Origin of the sequence: Allotabrizicola aquatica (SeqCode), assembly GCF_965194375.1 — a bacterium.
GTDB lineage: Bacteria > Pseudomonadota > Alphaproteobacteria > Rhodobacterales > Rhodobacteraceae > Tabrizicola_A > Tabrizicola_A aquatica.
In genome coordinates, this window is the sequence record NZ_CBDAEL010000001.1 from 399,133 (window position 1) to 419,221 (window position 20,089).

At 61.1% G+C, this 20,089-nt stretch carries 22 protein-coding genes; 12 read left to right on the forward strand and 10 right to left on the reverse strand.

Annotation, left to right across the window (positions count from 1 at the left end):
* Positions 1–5 precede the first annotated feature (5 nt).
* Both modB and modC read left to right on the forward strand, forming a co-directional pair.
* A complete protein-coding gene (gene modB / locus AC72UB_RS01925; protein ID WP_505188270.1) occupies positions 6–704 on the forward strand; it encodes a molybdate ABC transporter permease subunit in 699 nt (232 codons plus the stop codon).
* Complete coding sequence (modC, locus tag AC72UB_RS01930; RefSeq protein ID WP_505188271.1) at positions 701–1,807, forward strand: molybdenum ABC transporter ATP-binding protein; 1,107 nt, start codon at positions 701–703, stop codon at positions 1,805–1,807. Before modB ends, modC begins: the two co-directional genes overlap by 4 nt.
* Positions 1,808–1,810: 3 nt before the next feature.
* On the opposite strand, the gene yghU is transcribed toward modC, so the two are convergent.
* Positions 1,811–2,656 (reverse strand): glutathione-dependent disulfide-bond oxidoreductase, encoded by an 846-nt coding sequence (gene yghU / locus AC72UB_RS01935; RefSeq protein WP_505188272.1) that lies wholly within the window; start codon positions 2,654–2,656, stop codon positions 1,811–1,813.
* Between the two features lie 132 nt (positions 2,657–2,788).
* On the opposite strand from yghU, the gene AC72UB_RS01940 reads away from it, so the two are divergent.
* Complete coding sequence (locus AC72UB_RS01940) at positions 2,789–3,118, forward strand: TFIIB-type zinc ribbon-containing protein (protein WP_505188273.1); 330 nt, start codon at positions 2,789–2,791, stop codon at positions 3,116–3,118.
* A 115-nt stretch (positions 3,119–3,233) separates the two neighbouring features.
* On the opposite strand, the gene AC72UB_RS01945 is transcribed toward AC72UB_RS01940, so the two are convergent.
* The 7 genes from AC72UB_RS01945 to AC72UB_RS01975 form a co-directional block, all read right to left on the reverse strand.
* Positions 3,234–3,485 (reverse strand): formate dehydrogenase subunit delta, encoded by a 252-nt coding sequence (locus tag AC72UB_RS01945; RefSeq protein ID WP_463288838.1) that lies wholly within the window; start codon positions 3,483–3,485, stop codon positions 3,234–3,236.
* Positions 3,475–4,287: a formate dehydrogenase accessory sulfurtransferase FdhD gene (gene fdhD, locus AC72UB_RS01950; protein WP_505188274.1), complete on the reverse strand. Its 813-nt coding sequence runs from the start codon at positions 4,285–4,287 to the stop codon at positions 3,475–3,477. The genes AC72UB_RS01945 and fdhD overlap by 11 nt, the downstream gene beginning before the upstream one ends.
* Positions 4,284–7,163 (reverse strand): formate dehydrogenase subunit alpha, encoded by a 2,880-nt coding sequence (gene fdhF, locus AC72UB_RS01955; RefSeq protein ID WP_505188275.1) that lies wholly within the window; start codon positions 7,161–7,163, stop codon positions 4,284–4,286. The genes fdhD and fdhF overlap by 4 nt, the downstream gene beginning before the upstream one ends.
* A gap of 1 nt (position 7,164) precedes the next feature.
* Positions 7,165–7,377: a DUF4287 domain-containing protein gene (locus AC72UB_RS01960; RefSeq protein ID WP_505188276.1), complete on the reverse strand. Its 213-nt coding sequence runs from the start codon at positions 7,375–7,377 to the stop codon at positions 7,165–7,167.
* Entirely contained in the window at positions 7,374–8,900 is a 1,527-nt protein-coding gene (locus AC72UB_RS01965; RefSeq protein WP_505188277.1) for a formate dehydrogenase beta subunit, read from the reverse strand. Before AC72UB_RS01965 ends, AC72UB_RS01960 begins: the two co-directional genes overlap by 4 nt.
* Complete coding sequence (locus tag AC72UB_RS01970) at positions 8,897–9,364, reverse strand: formate dehydrogenase subunit gamma (protein ID WP_505188278.1); 468 nt, start codon at positions 9,362–9,364, stop codon at positions 8,897–8,899. The genes AC72UB_RS01965 and AC72UB_RS01970 overlap by 4 nt, the downstream gene beginning before the upstream one ends.
* An 87-nt stretch (positions 9,365–9,451) precedes the next feature.
* The gene (locus AC72UB_RS01975) at positions 9,452–10,342 is read right to left on the reverse strand and encodes a LysR family transcriptional regulator (RefSeq protein ID WP_463288844.1); all 891 of its coding nucleotides are present in this window, start codon (positions 10,340–10,342) and stop codon (positions 9,452–9,454) included.
* 258 nt (positions 10,343–10,600) lie between these two features.
* On the opposite strand from AC72UB_RS01975, the gene AC72UB_RS01980 reads away from it, so the two are divergent.
* The 3 genes from AC72UB_RS01980 to AC72UB_RS01990 are packed head-to-tail and all read left to right on the forward strand — an operon-like array spanning position 10,601 to position 12,375.
* Positions 10,601–11,389: a S49 family peptidase gene (locus AC72UB_RS01980; protein WP_505188279.1), complete on the forward strand. Its 789-nt coding sequence runs from the start codon at positions 10,601–10,603 to the stop codon at positions 11,387–11,389.
* Positions 11,390–11,408: 19 nt separating this feature from the next.
* The gene (locus tag AC72UB_RS01985) at positions 11,409–11,597 is read left to right on the forward strand and encodes a hypothetical protein (protein WP_463288846.1); all 189 of its coding nucleotides are present in this window, start codon (positions 11,409–11,411) and stop codon (positions 11,595–11,597) included.
* A 1-nt stretch (position 11,598) separates the two neighbouring features.
* Complete coding sequence (locus AC72UB_RS01990) at positions 11,599–12,375, forward strand: SDR family oxidoreductase (RefSeq protein ID WP_505188280.1); 777 nt, start codon at positions 11,599–11,601, stop codon at positions 12,373–12,375.
* A gap of 47 nt (positions 12,376–12,422) precedes the next feature.
* Here AC72UB_RS01990 and AC72UB_RS01995 read toward each other — a convergent pair whose 3' ends face one another.
* Entirely contained in the window at positions 12,423–12,680 is a 258-nt protein-coding gene (locus AC72UB_RS01995; RefSeq protein WP_505188281.1) for a hypothetical protein, read from the reverse strand.
* 6 nt (positions 12,681–12,686) lie between these two features.
* On the opposite strand from AC72UB_RS01995, the gene uvrC reads away from it, so the two are divergent.
* Complete coding sequence (uvrC, locus tag AC72UB_RS02000) at positions 12,687–14,540, forward strand: excinuclease ABC subunit UvrC (protein WP_505188282.1); 1,854 nt, start codon at positions 12,687–12,689, stop codon at positions 14,538–14,540.
* 20 nt (positions 14,541–14,560) lie between these two features.
* On the opposite strand, the gene ppk2 is transcribed toward uvrC, so the two are convergent.
* Positions 14,561–15,538, reverse strand: a complete 978-nt coding sequence (gene ppk2, locus AC72UB_RS02005) for a polyphosphate kinase 2 (RefSeq protein WP_505188283.1) — start codon at positions 15,536–15,538, stop codon at positions 14,561–14,563.
* A gap of 202 nt (positions 15,539–15,740) precedes the next feature.
* Between ppk2 and AC72UB_RS02010 the strand changes: the two genes are divergently transcribed.
* From AC72UB_RS02010 to AC72UB_RS02030, 5 genes are all read left to right on the forward strand, one after another.
* On the forward strand, positions 15,741–16,400 hold the full coding sequence (locus tag AC72UB_RS02010; RefSeq protein ID WP_505188284.1) for a glutathione S-transferase family protein: 660 nt from the start codon (positions 15,741–15,743) through the stop codon (positions 16,398–16,400).
* Between the two features lie 75 nt (positions 16,401–16,475).
* Positions 16,476–16,727, forward strand: a complete 252-nt coding sequence (locus AC72UB_RS02015; RefSeq protein ID WP_505188285.1) for a hypothetical protein — start codon at positions 16,476–16,478, stop codon at positions 16,725–16,727.
* A 3-nt stretch (positions 16,728–16,730) separates the two neighbouring features.
* The gene (locus tag AC72UB_RS02020; protein WP_505188286.1) at positions 16,731–17,099 is read left to right on the forward strand and encodes a type II toxin-antitoxin system death-on-curing family toxin; all 369 of its coding nucleotides are present in this window, start codon (positions 16,731–16,733) and stop codon (positions 17,097–17,099) included.
* A gap of 69 nt (positions 17,100–17,168) precedes the next feature.
* The gene (gene parE / locus AC72UB_RS02025; protein WP_505188287.1) at positions 17,169–19,124 is read left to right on the forward strand and encodes a DNA topoisomerase IV subunit B; all 1,956 of its coding nucleotides are present in this window, start codon (positions 17,169–17,171) and stop codon (positions 19,122–19,124) included.
* Complete coding sequence (locus AC72UB_RS02030) at positions 19,124–20,077, forward strand: COG2958 family protein (protein ID WP_505188288.1); 954 nt, start codon at positions 19,124–19,126, stop codon at positions 20,075–20,077. Before parE ends, AC72UB_RS02030 begins: the two co-directional genes overlap by 1 nt.
* Positions 20,078–20,089 lie beyond the last annotated feature (12 nt).

Consider the following 20,089-nt stretch of genomic DNA (forward strand, 5'->3'; position numbering starts at 1 on the left):
CCCTGATGTTTGACGCCTTATCACCCGAGGAATGGCGCGCGGTGGCCTTGTCGCTGCGCGTGTCGTTTTGGGCGACGCTTTTGAGCCTGCCTTTGGGGATTTTCGTGGCCTATGCGCTGGCGCGTTGGGAGTTTTGGGGCAAGCAGGTGCTGAACGGGCTGGTGCATTTGCCGCTCATCCTGCCGCCTGTGGTGACGGGGTATCTTCTTTTGCTGACCTTCGGGCGCAAGGGCTATGTCGGGCAGTTTCTGGACGAATGGTTCGGCATCGTGCTGGCCTTTCGCTGGACAGGGGCGGTTCTGGCGGCGGCGGTCATGGCCTTTCCGTTGATGGTGCGGGCGATCCGCTTGGCGATTGAGGCGGTGGATCCCAAGCTGGAAGAGGCGGCCAGCACGCTGGGCGCGCCGCGCCTGTGGGTCTTTGCCACGGTGACCTTGCCGCTGATCCTGCCGGGCATTGTCGCAGGCGCCATTCTGGCCTTTGCGAAGGCGATGGGCGAGTTTGGTGCGACGATCACCTTCGTGTCGAACATCCCCGGCCAGACGCAAACCCTGCCTTCGGCGATCTATGCTTTCTTGCAGGTGCCGGGGGGTGATGGGCAGGCGTTTCGGCTGGTTCTGGTGGCCATTGTTGTGGCCATGGCGGCGCTGTTGCTGGCCGAATGGGTCAGCCGCGCCATTGCCAAAAGGATCGCGGGCCAATGACGCTGTCGATCACGCTCTCCCACCGCTTTGGCGATTTCACGCTGGAGGCCGAGTTTGACGCCCCGCCGGGGGTGACGGCGCTGTTTGGTCGGTCAGGCTCGGGCAAGTCGACGGTGGTCAATGCGGTGGCGGGACTGCTCAGGCCGGACACGGGGCGGATTGTGCTGGGGGAGCGGGTGCTGTTCGACAGTGCGGCACGCATCAACCTGCCGCCGCATCGCCGCCGCATGGGCTATGTGTTTCAGGATGCGCGGCTTTTTCCGCATCTGACGGTGCGACAGAACCTGACCTATGGCCGCTGGTTTGCAGGCACAGGTGCTGACTCCGGTGAGTTGGCGCGCATCACCGAGCTTCTGGGTATTGGTGCGCTTCTGGACCGGCGGCCCGGTGCGCTGTCGGGGGGTGAAACGCAGCGTGTGGCGATTGGGCGGGCGATCTTGTCAAACCCGCAGATGTTGCTGATGGATGAGCCCTTGGCCGCGCTGGATGAGGCGCGCAAGGCCGAGATCCTGCCCTATCTGGAACGGCTGCGCGATGAGCTGCGTCTGCCGATCCTTTATGTCAGCCATTCCGTGGCCGAGGTGGTGCGGTTGGCCACCAGCATCGTGCTCTTGGAGGCGGGCCGCGTTATGGCCGCAGGCCCGGCGGCCAAGGTGATGGCCGATCCGGCGATGGCCCCGGTGATGGGGTTGCGTGAGGCAGGCGCGCTGATTTCGGCGACGGTCGCAGCGCATGAGGCTGATGGGCTTAGCCAGCTTGCCAGCGCGGGCGGGCCGATCTGGCTGCCGCGCGTGGGGGCCGCGCCGGGGGCTGTGCTGCGCCTGCGGATTTTGGCGCAGGATGTGATGCTGGCCACCACCCGGCCCGAGGGGATTTCTGCGCTGAACATCCTGACCGCCACGGTCGAGGAGATTCGCCTTGGCGACGGGCCGGGCGCGATTGTGCGACTGCGGATGGGGGATGAGGCGCTCTTGGCGCGCATCACCCGCCGGTCAGTTCAGGCGCTGGGCCTCGGCACGGGGGATCAAGTCTTTGCGGTCTTGAAATCGGTCTCGGTGGCCCAAGACAGCGTGGGGGCCACCGCCGGGGTGGCCCCAGACTGATCGCTAGACGGCTTTGCCCGCGAAATCGGCTGCTGAATGGCGATTTGGCACCTGTTCGGCCTCATCGCCCCAGCTTTTGTTGACCATCCGGCCACGCTTGACCGCAGGCCGCACGTCGATCTTTTCGGCCCAAGCGACGACGTTCTTATAGGACGTCACGTCCAAGAACTCGGCCGCGTTATAGGCGCGGCCCAGAACCAAACTGCCATACCACGGCCAGATCGCCATATCGGCGATGGAGTAATCTTGCCCCGCCACGAACGGTACCTCGGCCAGACGACGGTCCAATACGTCCAACTGGCGCTTTGTTTCCATCGCATAGCGGTTGATGGGGTATTCGAACTTCTCGGGGGCATAGGCGTAGAAATGGCCAAAGCCTCCGCCGACAAAGGGGGCCGATCCCATCTGCCACATCAGCCAGTTCATGACCTCGGTCCGCTCGGGGCCGGACTTTGGCAGAAAGGCCCCAAACTTTTCAGCCAGATGAATGAGGATCGAGCCGGATTCGAACAGCCGTACGGGCGTGTCGCCGGAGTAATCCATCATCGCCGGGATCTTGGAATTGGGGTTCACCCCCACAAAGCCCGAGCCAAACTGATCGCCGGAAATCTCCAGCAGCCACGCGTCGTAGTCGGCCAGAAGCCCGGCTTCGACCAATTCTTCCAGCATGATGGTGACCTTGACTCCATTCGGCGTGGCCAGCGAGTAGAGCTGCAGGGGATGCTGGCCGCGCGGCAGGTCCTTGTCATGCGTGGCCCCGGCAACGGGGCGGTTGGTCGAGGCAAAGGCCCCGCCATTCGCCTTGTCCCAGACCCAGACCTTTGGGGGCACATAGGGGGTGTCAGCCATGGGTGCAGTCCTTTTCACAAATGATTGGAGCCAAAGCTAGGCCGCAAGGCCCGCCGCTGCAATCCACTGTGTCAGCACTTGTTTGTGCGCTGGCGCACCCCCACATGCATGGAAATGCAAACAGGAGCGAACATGCGTTGTCCGGTTGATAATGAAACCCTTGTGATGTCTGACCGCCATGGCGTTGAGATCGACTATTGCCCGAAATGCCGGGGTGTCTGGCTGGACCGTGGCGAATTGGACAAGATCGTCGAACGTGCCGCTGGTGCAGAGCCGCCTGTGGCGCTGCGTGAACCGGGCCGGGCGCCCGCTCAGCCTGCCGCGCCGACCTATGCTGAGGCCCCTCGCCGCGAAGAACCGCGCCGGGAAGAGCCCCGTCGCCGCCGCGATGATGACGACGATGACTATCACCGCCCGCGCAAGCGCCGGGAAAGCTTTTTGTCGGATATTTTCGACTTTTAACGGCGCACCTGTGGCCCCCCACCCCATCCCTCCCAACAAGGGGGAGGGGGGAGATTGGGGCATGGGTCACGGACTAGGTCGTCTCCCCGCTCTCTTAAGGAGAGGGGCGCCTTAATCAGGCCGCTTCGGCTGGCCGTTTGATCTTTGCCGCCGCGTCCAGCACAAGCGGGCGCAGGCCAGTGCCGCCTGCGTCCAGCACTTCAAACAAGTGGCGACGCATCCGGGGTTCCCAGAAGTCATTGATATGGCTGGACAGGCCCGCCACGCCCTCGTCATGCGGCTTGGATTCCATGAACTTGGCGATCTGGTTGGCCATATAGACCAGCTTGCCATGGGGACCGGAGAAATGGGGGGCGTCATGCGACATGGGCGGCCTCTAAAGCTGCAATGCGATTGGTATGGGTGAACACCTCAAACCCGTCTTTGCGGGCGAGGGCGACGAGGGTGATGCCTGCGGCATCGGCCATATCAACCGCCGCTGCCGTGGGGGCAGAGGCGGCGATGATCATGGGAAAGCCTGCTGCAGCGGCCTTTTGCACCATGTCAATTGAGGTGCGGCAGGTCAGCACCAGCGCGCCTTCAACCGGGGCGGCCTGCGCCAAGGCGCCGATCAGCTTGTCCAGTGCGTTGTGGCGACCCACATCTTCGCGCGAGGTGATGATCCCACCCTCGGCGGCCCAAATGGCCGCAGCATGGGCGGCGCGGGTGATGTCATGCAAGGGCTGATGCGCGGTGAGGTCCGCCATGGCCGACATGATCTGCGCGGGTGTCATCGTAAAGCTGCTGTTGGCCACGCGGCGCGGTGCGCGGTGGGCCTCTTCAAGGCTATCAATCCCACAAAGTCCGCAGCCAACCGGACCCGCCATTGACCGCCGCCGGGCGCTGAGGCGGCTTTCGGCAGGCGATTTCAGCCAGATTTGCAGATCAATGCCCAAAGCGGTTTCGACGATCTCAACGCTGTCGATTTCATCTGGGGTGGCGATGCCTTCGGTCAGGCTGAAGCCATAAGCAAAGTCCACCAGACCCGCCGGGCTGGCCATCATCACGGCCTGGGTGGAGCCGTTGTAGGAAAGTGCCACCGCCACCTCCTCGGGCAGCTCTCGCGAGCCGTCCGAGGCGCGGCCTTGCCCGAAGGCAAGGCGCGGCAGGGGGCGGTGGCTGTTCATCATTCCGCCGCTGCAATCCGGCGTGAGAGGGTGGCTTGGGCGTTGTATTCCTCTTGCCATTCCGAAGGCCCGTTCGAGGGCGCAACCTGCACCGCCGTCACCTTGTATTCCGGGCAATTGGTGGCCCAATCGCTGAAATCGGTGGTGATGACGTTGGCTTGGGTGTAGGGGTGGTGGAAGGTGGTATAGACGACGCCCGGGTTGACCTTGTCGGTCAGCGTCGCGCGCAGGGTGGTTTCACCCGCACGTGAGGCCAGTCGCACCCAATCGCCCTCTTTCACGCCGCGCACTTCGGCGTCGTGGGGGTGGATTTCCAGCACATCTTCGGAATGCCAAGTGCTGTTCGCCGTGCGGCGTGTTTGCGCGCCGACGTTGTACTGCGACAGGATGCGGCCCGTGGTCAGCAGAAGCGGGAAGCGCGGGCCGGTGCGTTCATCGGTGGCGACATATTCGGTGTTGATGAACCGACCTTTGCCGCGCACGAACGCATCGACGTGCATCAAAGGCGTGCCTTGCGGGGCCTTGTCGTTGCAGGGCCACTGGACCGAGCCCATCTCTTCGATCTTGTCATAGCTGACACCGGCGAAGGACGGCGTGGTCATGGCAATCTCTTCCATGATCTGCACCGGGTGGGTGTAGTTCCAGTTGGCGCCCATGGCTTGGGCGAACATCTGGGTGACTTCCCAATCGGCATAGCCCTGCTTCGGGGCCATCACCTTACGCACCATGTTGATCCGGCGCTCGGCGTTGGTGAAGGTGCCGTCCTTTTCCAAGAACGACGAGCCCGGGAAGAACACATGGGCGTAATTCGCGGTCTCGTTCAGGAACAGGTCATGCACGATCACACATTCCATCGCGGCGAGGCCCGCCGTGACGTGTTTGGTGTCCGGGTCGGATTGCAGGATGTCTTCGCCTTGGCAGTAAAGCCCCTTGAAGGTGCCTTCCACGGCGGCATCCAGCATGTTGGGGATGCGCAGGCCCGGCTCATTGTCGATCTTCACGCCCCAAAGGTTTTCATAGATGGCGCGCACATCGTCGTTCTTCACATGGCGGTAACCCGGCAGTTCGTGCGGGAAGGATCCCATGTCGCACGAGCCTTGCACGTTGTTTTGGCCACGCAGCGGGTTCACACCCACGCCCGGACGGCCAATGTTGCCGGTCATCATCGCCAAGTTGGCAATGCCGATCACGGTGGTCGAGCCTTGTGAATGTTCCGTCACGCCCAGACCGTAGTAGATTGAGCCGTTGCCGCCATTGGCATAGGTGCGGGCCGCGGCGCGGACGTCCTCGGCCTTGACGCCGGTCAGGATTTCCACCGCTTCGGGCGAATGGTTCGGGCGGCTGACAAACTCGGCATAGTCCTGGAATTCATCCCAGTCGCAGCGGGTGCGGATGAACTCTTCGTTGTAGAGCTTTTCGGTCACGATCACATGCGCCAGTGCGGTGACCATGGCGACGTTGGTGCCGGGGGTCAGAGCAAGGTGATGGGCGGCGCGGATATGCGGGCTGTCCACCATTTCAGTGCGGCGCGGGTCGATGACGATCAGTTTCGCCCCTTTGCGCAGGCGCTTTTTCAGGCGCGACGCAAAGACCGGGTGGCCCGAGGCGGGGTTGGCCCCGATCACGATGGCCACATCGGTATGTTCTACCGAATCAAAGTCTTGCGTGCCGGCAGAGGTGCCCAAGGTCTGGCCCAAGCCATAGCCGGTGGGCGAATGGCAGACGCGGGCGCAGGTGTCAGTGTTGTTGTTCAGGAACACACCGCGCGTCAGTTTCTGCACCAGATAGGTTTCTTCATTGGTGCAGCGCGACGAGGTGATCACACCCACGGACTTTTGCCCGTATTTGGAAATGATGCCCTTCATGCGGTTCGCGGCGAATTCCATCGCCTCGGCCCAGGATACTTCTTTCCACGGGTCGTTGATGCTGTCGCGGATCATCGGCGACAGGATGCGGTCTTGGTGGGAGGCGTAGCCATAGGCAAAGCGGCCCTTAACGCAGGAATGGCCCCGGTTGGCCTTGCCATGCTTGTAAGGGACCATCCGCACCAGCTCGTCGCCGCGCAGTTCGGCCTTGAACTGGCAGCCGACGCCGCAATAGGCGCAGGTGGTGATGACCGAGCGTTCCGGCGTGCCGATCTCGATGACCGACTTTTCCTGCAAGGTCGCCGTCGGGCAGGCCTGCACGCAGGCGCCGCAGGATACGCAATCCGAGGCCAGCGCATCATCGGTTTTCGCACCGAACGACACACGGCTGTCAAAGCCCCGGCCTTCGATGGTCAGCGCAAAGGTGCCCTGCACCTCTTCACAGGCCCGAACGCAGCGCGAGCAGACGATGCATTTCGCCGGGTCATAGGTGAAGTAGGGGTTGGATTCGTCCTTGGCCTTCCACTGGGGATTGGCCTCGCCCGAGTTGTTCTTGGGGCGGAAGTGCGTGTCGATCGCCTCATAGCGTACATCGCGCAGGCCGACGGCCCCAGCCATGTCCTGCAATTCGCAATCGCCATTGGCCGAGCAGGTCAGGCAATCGAGCGGGTGGTCGGAGATGTAAAGCTCCATCACCCCACGGCGCAGCTCTTTCAGCTTGCCGGTCTGGGTTTTCACCCGGATGCCGGGGGCAACGGGCGTGGTGCAAGAGGCGGGCGTGCCGTTGCGGCCTTCGATTTCCACAAGGCAAAGGCGGCAAGAGCCAAAGGCCTCAAGGTTGTCGGTCGCGCACAGCTTAGGCACCGTGATGCCAATCTCGGCGGCGGCGCGCATGATGGAGGTGCCTTCCGGCACCGTCACATCGAACCCGTCGATGTTCAGCGTGACTGTGGCCGTCGACCGCACATAGGGCGTGCCGAAATCGCGGTCGGACGGGATGATGAAGTCTTTCATCTCAAGCGCCTTTCTTCTGGGCCAACTGATGGGCCACGATGGCATTGGCATGGCCGTGGCCCATGCCGTGTGTGTTTTTCAGGAAGCTGACGATCTGCATATGAGGGAGCGCCAACTTATCTGTGATCTCGTTAAACCAGTGCTGTATCGGCTGGCCGTATTTCTTCTCAATCGAAGGAAAGTAAGAGGCCGGGCCTTGAACCTTTTCGATCATTCCGCCGCTTCCTTCTGGGTCGAGAAGTCATCGGGGAAATGGGTCACAGCCGACATCACCGGATATGGGGTGAACCCGCCCAGCGCGCAGAGCGAGCCGGATTTCATGGTGTTGCACAGATCGGTGAGGATTGGCATGGCGGCGGCATCGCCGCGCTTGATGCGGTTGATGGTTTCCACCCCGCGCACCGCGCCGATGCGGCAGGGCGTGCATTTGCCACAGGATTCGATGGCGCAGAATTCCATGGCAAAGCGCGCCATTTCCAGCATGTCGGCGCTGTCGTCGAAGATCGTGAGGCCAGCGTGGCCGATGAGGCCATCTTTGCCCGCAAATTCTTCATAGCCAAAGGGCGTGTCGAACAGGCTGCGCGGGAAATAGGCGCCCAAGGGCCCGCCCACCTGCACCGCCTTGACCGGGCGACCCGAGGCCGTGCCGCCACCGATCTTGTCCACGATCTCGCCCAAGGTCAGACCGAAGGCGATCTCATACAGCCCGCCATGTTTGACGTTCCCGGCAATCTGCAGCGGGATCGTGCCACGCGAACGGCCAAGGCCGAAGTTCTTGTAATGCTCGGCGCCCTTTTCAAAGATCACCGGAATCGAGGCCAAGGAGATGACGTTGTTCACCACCGTCGGCTTGCCCATGAAGCCTTGCAGCGCGGGCAACGGCGGCTTGGCGCGCACGATGCCGCGCTTGCCTTCAAGGCTGTTCAGAAGGCTGGTTTCCTCGCCGCAGACATAGGCCCCGGCACCAACGCGGATTTCCATGTCAAAGGTCGGGCCTTTGCCCAAGACTTTCGCACCCAAAAGACCCTCGGCGCGGGCGGTCTCGACCGCCTTTTGCATCACGGCAATGGCGACGGGGTATTCCGAGCGCAAGTAAACAAAGCCCTTGGTCGCACCACAAGCGAGACCCGCAATCACCATGCCTTCGATCAGCGTGAAGGGGTCACCTTCCATGAGCATGCGGTCGGCGAAGGTGGCGCTGTCGCCCTCGTCGGCGTTGCAGACGATGTATTTGCGGTCGGCCTTGGCCTCGGAGACGGTTTTCCACTTGATGCCGGTGGGAAAGCCCGCACCACCCCGACCGCGCAGGCCAGAGTTCGTGACCTCAGCCACCATATCGGCCGGGGCCATGCCCAAAGCGCGCTCAAGCCCGGTCAAACCGCCATGAGCGCGGTAATCGGCCAAGGACAAGGGGTCGATCACGCCGACACGGGCAAAGGTCAGGCGCGTCTGCGCCTTGAGCCACGGCAGGTCTTCGGTCAGACCAAGCGCCTTCGGATGCGCGGCCAAATCGCCGAACAGCGCGGGCACATCGGCCAGCGTCATTGGGCCAAAGGCCATACGGCCAGCGGGGGTTTCCACCTCGGCCAAGGGTTCCAGCCAGACCATGCCCCGGCTGCCATTGCGCACCAGCGTCAGATCAACGCCCTTGGTGTGGGCATGGGCGCGGATCGCCTCGGCAATCTCATCGGCCTCAAGGGCGACAGCGGCGCTGTCCAGCGGCAGATAAATCTTCATTTCAGACCCCCGATGATGCTGTCGATCTTGGCCGCATCAACCCGGCCCACGATTTTGCCGTCCACCATTGCGGCGGGCGCGCAGGCGCACAGGCCAAGGCAGAACACCGGCTCCAACGTAACGCGGCCGTCCTTGGTGGTTTCATGCCATTCAATGCCCAGCGCCTTTTGCGCGTGGTCTGCCACGCGGTCGGCCCCCATCGCCTTGCAGGCCTCGGCCCGGCAGAGTTTCAGCACATGCTGACCTGCCGGATTCTCGCGGAAGTCGTGGTAAAAGGACATCACGCCATGAACTTCGGCCTTCGACAGGTTCAAATCCTGCGCGATGATCGGAAGGGCGGCCTGCGGCACATAGCCAAACTCGGCTTGGATGGCGTGCAGGATCGGAAGCAGAGAACCCTCCATCCCCTTGTGGGCGTTCAGGATATCCCCGACGCGGGAGGTGACTTCGACGGAATCAAGCATATGGGCGGCCCTTTTGGTAGCTTCGCCCCTGATACGCCGATTGATAGGGAAATCAATATAGATATCCCGTCATTCGATAGGCCGCGTCTATCGCCGCAGGCGCGTGGCCAGCCGAGCGGACTCTTCGATCAGTGCTTGCAGGACCGGGGTCTGCGGATCGCGACGGGTGGTGATCAGGCCGACCAGATGCTCGGCCTCGGGGTCGACGATGGGAATGGCGACCAAACCCTGACCGGTGAACATCTCGGCCAGCTTCATCGGCACCACCGAGGCCCAGAGGCCCGAACGGACATGGGACACCAGCGCAATGGTGGAATTGCTTTCCACCATGGCCTGCACCTTTGCCCCGGCTTCGGCCAGATGCTGGTTGACGATGCGACGGTTCTGCATGTCTGAGGTCAAGAGACACAAGGGCACCGAGGCCATCTCGTGCCAACTGATCCGGTCGCGCCCGGCAAACTCGGTTCCGGGGGCGCAGAGAAACCGATAAAACTCGGTGTAAAGCGGGGTTTGAAACACTCGGCCCAAGGGTTCGTTGTCCAGATAGGTGATCCCGGCATCCAGCTCGAGGCTTTCAATGCCGTCCAAGATCTCGACCGAGGTGCGCGACAGGATGGTGACGCGCATGTTCGGGTGCCGCGCGGTGAAGGGGCCGGTGAGTTCTGCCACCATCGGTAGCGCGGTGGGAATGACCCCAATGCGCAGATTGCCCGACAGCCCGGCATGGACCGAGCGCATCTCGTCCTTCAGCGCGCGCATGTCGCCCACGATGCGCCGCGCCCAATCCAGCACGCGCTGACCTTCAGGGGTGAGCCCCTGAAACCGACTGCCACGATAGACGAGCTGCACGCCCAACTGATCCTCTAACTGGCGGATCGCGCCGGAGAGGCTGGGTTGCGTCACGCCAACCGCCTCGGCCGCGCGGCCAAAGTGGCGCTCGTTGGCCAAAGCGATGAACATTTCCAGCTTGTCGATCATGGTGCCCAAGGTGGCCCGGCGCTGCGCCCGTGGCAAGGGTGGCAAGATGAGTATTTGGAAAGGCGCAAATCCCATGCGCGCCCGCTCTTGGGTTTGCGCCTGTTGAAATACTCCGGGTATGCCATGGGTTGCGCCCTTGGTTCGAGAAACCCATGGCATGGGGGCGCTGGCCCCCAAGACGGCAGCCCGCGGGGACGGACTCGGGACATATCGCACAGCACCGTTGCGCGACGGGGGTGGACGCCCTACCTGTGAAGCATGAGAAATTTCATCCCCTTTCTGAAACGGCCGCCGCTTGTGCCGGTCATCCGCCTGCAGGGCAACATTGGCACCGGGCGGGGCAGCCTGTCTGACGCCGCTTTGGCGGGTATCATCGACAAGGCGTTCAAGATGAAACCTGCGGCCGTGGCGCTGGCGATCAACTCGCCGGGCGGATCGGCGGTGCAATCCAGCCTGATCGCCGCGCGGATCCGGCGGCTGGCGGATGAAAAGAGCGTCAAGGTGCACGCCTTTGTTGAAGATGTCGCGGCGTCGGGCGGCTATTGGCTGGCCTGCGCGGGCGATGAGATTTGGGTGGATGACAGTTCCATCGTAGGGTCCATCGGCGTGATTTTCGCCAGTTTCGGCTTTCCCGAACTGATGGCGCGTCAGGGGATTGAGCGGCGGGTGGTGACGGCGGGCAAGTCGAAAAGCTTTGCCGATCCTTTCCTGCCGCAAAAGCCCGAGGACATTGACCGGCTGCGCGCCTTGCAAGGACCGATCCATGAGGCCTTTATCGCCCATGTGAAGGCGCGACGTGGCGCGCGGTTGGCCGAGGCGGATCTTTTCAATGCTGATGTCTGGGTGGGCCAGCAAGCGGTAGATCTGGGGCTGGTCGATGGGGTCGCCCATCTGGTGCCCAAGATGAAAGCGCTTTACGGCGACAAGGTGCGGTTGGTGCCTTTGGGCCAAAAGCGCGGACTCTTGGCGCGGTTCGGCCTCAGCTTGGGCGAGGATCTGATGCAATCCGTGGAAGACAGGGCGCTTTGGGCGCGCTATGGCCTTTAACAGCAACTGGGAGCTTTAGATGCTGGTCAAGATTATCCTCGTCTTTCTCTTGGCCATGGCCTTGGTCGGTATGATCGGCAAGGCGCTGTTTCCCGGCAAGATGGGCCGCATCACCCAATTGCGCCGTCGGGGGTTAAAGCCCCCTGTTTGTCCCAAATGCGGGCGCTATATCGTTGGGAAATCAGACTGCGATTGCAAGAAGGCGTGACATGCGGGCATTGGTGACGGGGGCGGGCAAGCGGTTGGGCCGCGAGATGGCGCTGTATCTGGCGCGGCGTGGCTATGATGTGGCGGTGCATTACGCCGCCTCACGCAAAGAGGCCGAAGAGGTGGTGAAAGAGATCACCGCCATGGGTCGGCGCGCTTGTGCGCTGCGGGCTGATCTTCTCATCGAATCTCAGGTGGAAAAGCTGGTGCCGATGGCGGTTCAGGGGCTTGGCGGGCCGCTGACGGTCTTGGTCAACAATGCCTCAATTTTCGAATATGACACGCTGCGCACTGCAAGCCGCAAAAGCTGGGATCGGCATCTGGAATCGAACCTGCGCGCGCCCTTCGTCTTGACGCAGGCCTTTGCCGCCCAAGCCCCGGCGGCCGGGCGCGACGCAGTGGGCGAGCCTGAGTCGAGCGGGCTTGTCATCAACATGATCGACCAGCGCGTGCACAAGCTGACGCCGGAATTCATGACCTATACCATCGCCAAAATGGGCCTTTGGGCGCTCACGCGCACCGCGGCCCAAGCCCTTGCGCCGCAAATCCGTGTGAATGCCATTGGCCCCGGCCCCACCTTGCAGGGCGCGCGGCAAAGCGACAGCCATTTCACCCGACAGCGTGCCGCCACCGTTCTGGGGCGCGGTGCCAACCCTTCCGACATCACGGCGGCGCTTGGGTTTTTCCTCGAGTCACCGGCGGTGACGGGCCAGATGATCGCGGTAGATGGTGGCCAGCATCTGGGCTGGCAGACCCCGGATGTGCTGGGGGTTGAGTAGGCCCCCTCGGTTTGTCTGCGGCGAGTTGTCCACTTTGGCCCCTGCCGTCACAGAGCCGTTACAAAATCTCCTGATTTTTCAGGGATTTGCAAAATGTTAAATAATTTATCATTCAATATCAGTGGCTTATCTATTTGCCTAAAAAATAGGCAAACCGTTCTGGCCCATGTGAAACAAGGCAAATTCCGGCGTCCTGAAAACTTCTCCGCAAACTTATCCACAATCTCGGTGGACTTCTTCCCTCTTGCTCTTGGGTCTTTATCATTGCAGCCAAGAGGCAGAATCAATGCATCGAAGAGGCGCATTTCCGCATGACCGAGACACCCCGCACCGGGCATGAGGTGATCCAAGAGTATCTGCGCACGCTGGACGGAAGTCCGGGGGTGTATCGCATGCTGAATGCGGCCTCTGAGGTGCTTTATGTTGGCAAGGCGCGGAATCTGAAGGCGCGGGTGTCGAACTATGCGCGGCCCACGGGTCATTCGGCGCGGATCGCGCGGATGATCTTTGAAACCACCTCGATGATGTTCCTGACCACGCGGACCGAGCTTGAGGCGCTCTTGTTGGAGCAGAACCTCATCAAGCAGCTGAAGCCGCGCTACAACGTGCTTTTGCGCGATGACAAGTCGTTTCCAAATATCCTGATCAGCCGCGAACATCCCTTTGCCCAGCTTAAGAAACACCGGGGCGCGAAAAAGGAGAAGGGGCGCTACTTTGGCCCCTTTGCCAGTGCCGGCGCAGTCAATCGCACGCTGAACCAGTTGCAGAAGGTGTTTTTGCTGCGCAACTGTTCGGATGCGATGTTTGCCAGCCGCACGCGTCCTTGCCTGCAATACCAGATCAAGCGCTGCGCCGCGCCCTGCGTGGGCCGGGTGGATGAGGCCGCCTATGCGGCGCTGGTCGAGGATGCCGAACGGTTTTTGGATGGCAAATCCACCGCAGTGCAAGCCAATCTGGCGCGTGAGATGGGCGAGGCATCTGCGGCGATGGAGTTTGAACGCGCGGCTGCGCTGCGCGACCGGATCAAGGCGCTGACGCAGGTGCAGCAAAGCCAAGGCATCAACCCCGAAGGCGTGGCTGAGGCCGATGTGGTGGCCGTGCATCTGGATCACGGTCAGGCCTGCGTGCAGGTGTTCTTCATCCGTGCCAACCAGTCTTGGGGCAACCGCGACTTTTACCCCAAAACCGGGGCAGGGGCCGAAGAGCCGGAAATCCTTGAGGCCTTCCTCACCCAGTTTTACGACGATAAGGAACCGCCCCGGCTGGTCCTCTTGTCGCATCCCGTCGAAAACCCCGATCTTGTGGCCGAGGCGCTGTCTATCCGGGCGGGCCGCAAGGTGGAATTGGCAGTGCCTCAGCGCGGCGAAAAGGCAGAGTTGGTGGAAAATGCCGCCCGCAATGCGCGTGAAAGCCTCGCCCGGCGCATGTCAGAAAGCGCAACGCAGAACAAGCTCTTGCAGGGGCTGGCCGATGCCTTTGATTTGGATGCGCCGCCCAACCGGATTGAGGTGTATGACAACGCCCATATCCAAGGATCTGATGCCGTGGGCGGCATGATCGTGGCCGGGGCCGATGGGTTTTTGAAAAGCCAGTATCGCAAGTTCAACATCCGATCAGAGGCCGGGGCCAACAGCGACGACTTCGGCATGATGCGCGAGGTGCTGACGCGGCGGTTCGAGCGATTGCTGAAAGAGGATCCTGACCGCACCTCGGGCATGTGGCCCGATCTGTTGCTGATCGACGGGGGCGCGGGGCAGCTTTCGGCGGTGGCGGGCGTCTTGGCCGAGTTGGGGGTCGAGGATGTGGCACTGATCGGTGTCGCCAAGGGCATTGACCGCGACGCGGGCAAAGAAGAGTTCCACCGCGAGGGTCTGCCCCCCATGGCCCTGCCGCGCAATGATCCGGTGTTATATTTCGTGCAGCGCCTGCGCGACGAGGCCCACCGCTGGGCCAATGGCGCCCACCGCGCCAAGCGGGCCAAGGCGGTTTCGGCCACCCCCTTGGATGAGATTCCGGGCGTTGGAGCGGGGCGCAAGCGCGCCCTATTGGCGCATTTTGGATCGGCCAAGGCGGTCAGCCGCGCCGGTGTGCCCGACCTCATGGCGGTCGAGGGAATTTCGCAAGGGTTGGCCGAGGCGATCCACGGGTTCTTCAACCCCGGTTGATCGCCCGGGCCAAGCCCGCGCTATGCCTGCCGGATCGCCGGATGCTTGGCGGCATCCAGAATATGCCCGGCCCCTTGCAAGACCTGACTGGCGCGGCCCACGATCAACGGGTCGGGCTGGCCGATGGCCGCATGGTCCTTGTTGGGATAGTCGATGGTCGACAGGAAATGCTTCATGCAATTCAGCCGGGCGCGTTTCTTGTCATTGGATTTGACGATCACCCAAGGTGCATCGGCGGTGTCGGTGTAGAAAAACATCGCCTCCTTGGCCTCGGTGTAGTCGTCCCATTTGTCTAAGGATGCCTTGTCGATCGGCGACAGCTTCCACATCTTCAAAGGATCGGTTTCGCGCGCCATAAAGCGGGTGCGCTGCTCCTCGCGGGTGACCGAGAACCAGTATTTGTACAGTCGGATGCCTGAACGGACCAACATCCGTTCAAACTCGGGCGCTTGGCGCATGAATTCCAGATATTCGGCGGGGGAACAAAAGCCCATCACCCGTTCAACCCCCGCGCGGTTGTACCAAGACCGGTCGTAGAACACCATTTCTCCGGCGGTTGGCAGATGGGCGATGTAGCGTTGAAAGAACCACTGGCCCTTTTCCACATCTGACGGCTTGGTCAGGGCGCAGACCCGCGCATAGCGGGGGTTTAGATGCTCCATGAACCGCTTGATCGTGCCGCCCTTGCCGGCGGCATCGCGGCCTTCCATTAGGATGACAAACTTCTGCCCCGTCTCTTGCGCCCAGATTTGCACCTTTAAAAGCTCGGCCTGTAACCTTGCCTTTTCCGCCTCATAGGGCGCGCGGCCCAAAAGGCGGGCATAGGGATATTTGCCGGATTCGAACACCTGTCGAATGGCGCCAGGGCTAATGGCCGGAAACTGGCGCGGGCCGGTCAGCCCCTCGCCCTCACCCGAGACATCGGGGGCGATTATGGGCCCTTGGTCGGCAAGCTGAACGGTGGGCGGCAATGCCTTGGGCACGGGGGGCTGGTCCATGGGCGATTCCTTGCGATGGGGTCCCATAAGCAACGCACGACACAGATTTGCTCCGCCTTGATCCGCGTCAATTCCATGTAGGATGACTGTAGGTTTTCACTCAAAGTGACCCAATGGCCACGGCCAAAGCCCGGGCTTTTGTTTCCCGCAGTGCTGGCCTAGGCTGGCGATCAGGATAGAACAAGACGCAAGGGTTCCCCAGATGCTGACGCTTTACGGCTGCTATCGTTCGCGCGCGACGCGCCCGCTTTGGGCACTGTTTGAAACCGGGATGGCCTTTACCCACCACCCGACCATTCAAGCCTACCGCCTGCCCGACCCGGCTGCCGCCGATGCCCCGGCCAACACCGCCAGCCCTGATTTCCTGAAGGTCAATCCGATGGGCCAGATCCCCGCCATGGTGGACGGCGATCTGGTGCTGACCGAAAGCCTTGCGATCACCCTACATGTCGTGCGCCGCGCCGGTGGGCCGATTGCCCCGGCGAACGATGCCGAGACCGCGTTGATGGAGCAATGGGCGCTCTTTGCCAGCACAGCCATCGAAGGCCCGGCACTCGATATCGCCATGACCATCACCAAAGGGCAGGACAAGACGCCGGAAGGGGCCGCTCTTGTGGCCAAGGCGGCCGAGGTGCTCCGCCGCCCCTTGGCGCGGCTTGAGGCACATCTGGCGGGGCAAGAGTGGCTGGTGGGCGGGCGGTTCACCGTCGCCGACATCATGGCCGAAGAATGCACCCGCTATGCCCAGCCGCACCCGACGCTTTTGGCTGAATACCCCGCCATCAGCGCCTGGATTGCCCGCTGCCAGGCCCGCCCGGCCTTTCAGAAAATGTGGGCGGGGCGGTTGGCGGAACCGGCGTAAGGGCTGGGCGCTGCGGGTTGAATATTTATACACTCCAGTGTATATTCTATCACATATTCACTCCGGAGCGCCGCAATGACCCGCCTTCTGACCCCGCAAATCTGTACCATGACCGAACTGCGGGAGCCGCAAAAGGTTCTGGACCGCGCCGGCGGTAAGCCGGTGGCGATCCTAAAGAACTCGGCCTTGGTTGGCTATCTTGTGCCGGCAGACAGCGTTGCCCAGGTGCCGGAGCATACACCTCTGTCGCGTGAGGCGTTAAAGGACTTGTTGGCCCGTACCCGCGAAACCGCTCAGCCTGTGCTGGACTATTTGCGGGACAAGTAAGGCATGTTCATCCTGAATGTGGACCTTGTGGTGGATATTCACGATGAGGTTTTGAACCCTGGCGAGTTGACGGGTCTGGCCTTGGACAAGTCGCTTGAAGGGGCATTGGCGCGCGTTGAAAATCGCATTGCGTATGGATTGATCGACGATGTTTTTGATCTGGCCGCGGCCTATGCCGTGGCCATCGCTCAGGGCCATTGCATTAATGACGCCAACAAGCGCACGGCATATCGCGCTTTGCAAATCTGCCTTGTGGCCAACGGCGTGCCTGCCCGCTTCACCGCCACCGAAATCGGGCCTGTCATCATCCGCGCTGCCCAGCGGCTGTTGGACGAGGGCGAGTTGGCCGACTGGCTGCGAAAGCACTCCTGACCCCAACATCTTGCGGACACCCCCCGCAAAATGGTCTAATGCTGGCTGACCCAGAAAAAGAGCAGCCCGATGCCCAGTGACCTTTTGTCCGCCAAGGACCAAATCTACGACGCCAGCAGCATCGAGGTGTTGGAGCCGTTAGAGGCCGTTCGCCTGCGCCCCGGCATGTATATCGGCGGGATTGATGAGCGCGCCTATCACCATTTGGCGGCCGAGATTCTGGACAACTCGATGGACGAGGCGGTGGCGGGCCATGCCAGCCGCATCGAGGTGGAGTTGAACGTGGACGGGTCCCTGACCATCCGCGACAACGGGCGCGGCATCCCGGTCGATCCCCACCCGAAGTTTCCAGACAAATCGGCGCTGGAGGTGATCCTGTGCACGCTGCATTCGGGCGGCAAGTTCAACGGCAAGGCGTATGAAACCTCGGGCGGTCTGCATGGCGTTGGCTCCTCGGTTGTGAACGCGCTGTCGGATCTGATGGTGGTTGAGGTTGCCAAGAACAAAGAGCTGTTCCAGCAAAGCTTTTCGCGCGGCAAGCCGCTTGGCCCGATTGAAAAGATCGGCGCGGCCCCGAACCGGCGCGGCACCACGGTGACCTTCCACCCCGACGCGCAGATTTTCGGCAGCCACCAGTTCAAGCCCAGCCGCCTGATGAAAATGGCGCGGTCCAAGGCCTATCTCTTCTCGGGCGTCGAGATTCGCTGGAAATCGCAGATTCCTGACGGCGATATGCCGATGGAGGCCACCTTCCACTTCCCCGGTGGTCTGGCCGACTATCTGTCGGACACGCTCGAGAAAACCACGACCTATGCCGACCGGCCCTTTGCCGGCAAAGTGGGTTTTCAAGAAAAGTTCGGGGTGCCGGGGTCGGTGGAATGGGCGATCAACTGGTCGCCCGTGCGCGATGGGTTTATCCAGTCTTACACCAACACCGTCCCCACCCCGGAAGGCGGCACGCATGAGTTTGGCTTTTGGTCGGCGATCCTGAAGGGCATCAAAGCTTACGGTGAGCTGTCAAAGAACCGCAAGGCCGAGCTGATCACCCGCGATGATATGCTGACCGGCGGCTGTGCGCTGATTTCGGTTTTCATCCGTGAGCCGCAGTTTGTGGGCCAAACCAAGGACCGTCTGGCCACCGAAGAGGCCGCGAAATGGGTCGAAAACGCGGTGCGCGACCACTTTGACAACTGGCTGGTGAGTGATCCGAAATCGGCTGGCGCGATCATGGATTTTCTGGTGCTGCGCGCCGAAGAACGGCTGAAGCGCCGCCAAGAAAAGGAAACCCAGCGCAAGACGGCGACGAAAAAGCTGCGACTCCCGGGCAAGCTGGCCGATTGCAGCGCCAAGAACCGGGAAGGAACAGAGCTGTTCCTCGTCGAAGGTGACAGCGCCGGGGGCTCGGCCAAGGCGGCGCGCAACCGCGAGACGCAGGCTTTGCTGCCGTTGCGGGGTAAAATCCTGAACGTGCTTGGCGCAGCCTCGAACAAGATCGGCGACAACGCCGAAATCCGCGACATCTGCGAGGCGTTGGGCGTGCAGATGGGCACCCGTTTCAAGGTGGATGATCTGCGCTATGACAAGATCATCATCATGACCGACGCCGACGTCGACGGAGCGCACATTGCCAGCTTGCTGATGACCTTTTTCTTCACCCAGATGCGCCCGATGATCGACAAGGGCCATCTCTATCTCGCCTGCCCGCCGCTCTATCGGCTGACCCAAGGGGCCAAGCGGCTTTATGTGGCCGATGATGCCGAGAAAGAGATCTGGCTGAAAAAGGGTCTTGGCGGCAAGGGCAAGATCGACGTGCAGCGGTTTAAGGGGCTGGGCGAGATGGATGCCAAGGACCTGAAAGACACCACGATGAACCCCCTGACCCGCAAGCTGATCCGCGTGTCGATCGACGATGATGAGCCGGGCATGACCGGCGATCTGGTGGAGCGGTTGATGGGCAAGAAGCCGGAACTGCGGTTCCAGTATATTCAGGAAAATGCGAGGTTTGTGGAGGAGTTGGATGTTTGATGAGTGATAAATTCAGCATAACTAAATTTGTTCCCGAACTTTTGAAAGCGCATCCAGAACAGCGATTTACAGCCAGAGAGATTGCGCTTTGGATCATGGAGACTTACCCAAGCGCCACTCAGAACAAGCGTTCAGCTAGTACTGCAAAAAAGATTGCGCTAGACTCAGATGATGCAATGGCCCAGCAGATCGTTGCTGAAATCGGGGCTCAAAGGCCCGCACTTGAGGCAAGATTTCAGGTTCGAACAACCGAAGAGCGCCCTCGAAAGTATTATTTTTCGAATAAGTCCCTTGAGGATGAAGCAGGATCAACTCCTCAACCGAATCAAGCAATTTCTAATGATGCCAAATCGTTAGAAGTTTCGATGACTGGGCAGCGTGAGTCAGATCTCTATCCGGTTTTTTGTGAGTATTTGTGGAATGAGTTCTCTCTCTTGAGTTTGCGGATTGATGAAAAACGATCTGTGAACAATCGTGGTCAAAATGGCAATCGTTGGCTCTTCCCAGATATTGTTGCTCTTGAAGACCTTTCTCGCGGGTGGGATCGAGATGTAGCGGATACGGTAAAGGAGATGGCGGAAACTAAGACTCGGCTTTGGTCTTTCGAGCTCAAGCTGCACATCAATGGTTCGAACGTTCGTGAAACCTTCTTTCAAGCCGTTAGCAACTCATCTTGGGCGGACCAAGGTTACTTGGTCGCAACGGAGATACAAGGTGGTCAGACCCTGAATGAACTTCGAATTCTGTCATCATTACACGGTATTGGGTTGATTAGATTTGATACCATAAATCCAGGTGAAAGCCAGATACTACTGCCTGCAGCCGATAGAAATGCGATTGATTGGGGCACCGTGAATAGATTAGTCGAGCAAAACTCAGACTTCAGAAAATTCGTTAAGCTCGTAAGGCAATTCTATCAGACCGGAGAAGCGCACAGAGCTTTGTGGTTATGAGAAAAAAGGCAA

What these genes read in the sequence shown, in the direction of transcription:
- uvrC (WP_505188282.1), top strand. Translation starts at nt 12,687, where the DNA reads ATGACCGAGACACCCCGCACCGGGCATGAGGTGATCCAAGAGTATCTG.
- AC72UB_RS01960 (WP_505188276.1), bottom strand. Translation starts at nt 7,377, where the DNA reads ATGATCGAAAAGGTTCAAGGCCCGGCCTCTTACTTTCCTTCGATTGAG.
- yghU (WP_505188272.1), bottom strand. Translation starts at nt 2,656, where the DNA reads ATGGCTGACACCCCCTATGTGCCCCCAAAGGTCTGGGTCTGGGACAAG.
- AC72UB_RS01980 (WP_505188279.1), top strand. Translation starts at nt 10,601, where the DNA reads ATGAGAAATTTCATCCCCTTTCTGAAACGGCCGCCGCTTGTGCCGGTC.
- AC72UB_RS01985 (WP_463288846.1), top strand. Translation starts at nt 11,409, where the DNA reads ATGCTGGTCAAGATTATCCTCGTCTTTCTCTTGGCCATGGCCTTGGTC.
- AC72UB_RS01940 (WP_505188273.1), top strand. Translation starts at nt 2,789, where the DNA reads ATGCGTTGTCCGGTTGATAATGAAACCCTTGTGATGTCTGACCGCCAT.
- modB (WP_505188270.1), top strand. Translation starts at nt 6, where the DNA reads ATGTTTGACGCCTTATCACCCGAGGAATGGCGCGCGGTGGCCTTGTCG.
- AC72UB_RS01975 (WP_463288844.1), bottom strand. Translation starts at nt 10,342, where the DNA reads ATGATCGACAAGCTGGAAATGTTCATCGCTTTGGCCAACGAGCGCCAC.
- AC72UB_RS02010 (WP_505188284.1), top strand. Translation starts at nt 15,741, where the DNA reads ATGCTGACGCTTTACGGCTGCTATCGTTCGCGCGCGACGCGCCCGCTT.
- AC72UB_RS01945 (WP_463288838.1), bottom strand. Translation starts at nt 3,485, where the DNA reads ATGTCGCATGACGCCCCCCATTTCTCCGGTCCCCATGGCAAGCTGGTC.
- AC72UB_RS01995 (WP_505188281.1), bottom strand. Translation starts at nt 12,680, where the DNA reads ATGCGCCTCTTCGATGCATTGATTCTGCCTCTTGGCTGCAATGATAAA.
- AC72UB_RS02030 (WP_505188288.1), top strand. Translation starts at nt 19,124, where the DNA reads ATGAGTGATAAATTCAGCATAACTAAATTTGTTCCCGAACTTTTGAAA.
- AC72UB_RS02020 (WP_505188286.1), top strand. Translation starts at nt 16,731, where the DNA reads ATGTTCATCCTGAATGTGGACCTTGTGGTGGATATTCACGATGAGGTT.
- ppk2 (WP_505188283.1), bottom strand. Translation starts at nt 15,538, where the DNA reads ATGGACCAGCCCCCCGTGCCCAAGGCATTGCCGCCCACCGTTCAGCTT.
- AC72UB_RS01970 (WP_505188278.1), bottom strand. Translation starts at nt 9,364, where the DNA reads ATGCTTGATTCCGTCGAAGTCACCTCCCGCGTCGGGGATATCCTGAAC.
- AC72UB_RS01990 (WP_505188280.1), top strand. Translation starts at nt 11,599, where the DNA reads ATGCGGGCATTGGTGACGGGGGCGGGCAAGCGGTTGGGCCGCGAGATG.
- parE (WP_505188287.1), top strand. Translation starts at nt 17,169, where the DNA reads ATGCCCAGTGACCTTTTGTCCGCCAAGGACCAAATCTACGACGCCAGC.
- modC (WP_505188271.1), top strand. Translation starts at nt 701, where the DNA reads ATGACGCTGTCGATCACGCTCTCCCACCGCTTTGGCGATTTCACGCTG.
- AC72UB_RS01965 (WP_505188277.1), bottom strand. Translation starts at nt 8,900, where the DNA reads ATGAAGATTTATCTGCCGCTGGACAGCGCCGCTGTCGCCCTTGAGGCC.
- AC72UB_RS02015 (WP_505188285.1), top strand. Translation starts at nt 16,476, where the DNA reads ATGACCCGCCTTCTGACCCCGCAAATCTGTACCATGACCGAACTGCGG.
- fdhF (WP_505188275.1), bottom strand. Translation starts at nt 7,163, where the DNA reads ATGAAAGACTTCATCATCCCGTCCGACCGCGATTTCGGCACGCCCTAT.
- fdhD (WP_505188274.1), bottom strand. Translation starts at nt 4,287, where the DNA reads ATGATGAACAGCCACCGCCCCCTGCCGCGCCTTGCCTTCGGGCAAGGC.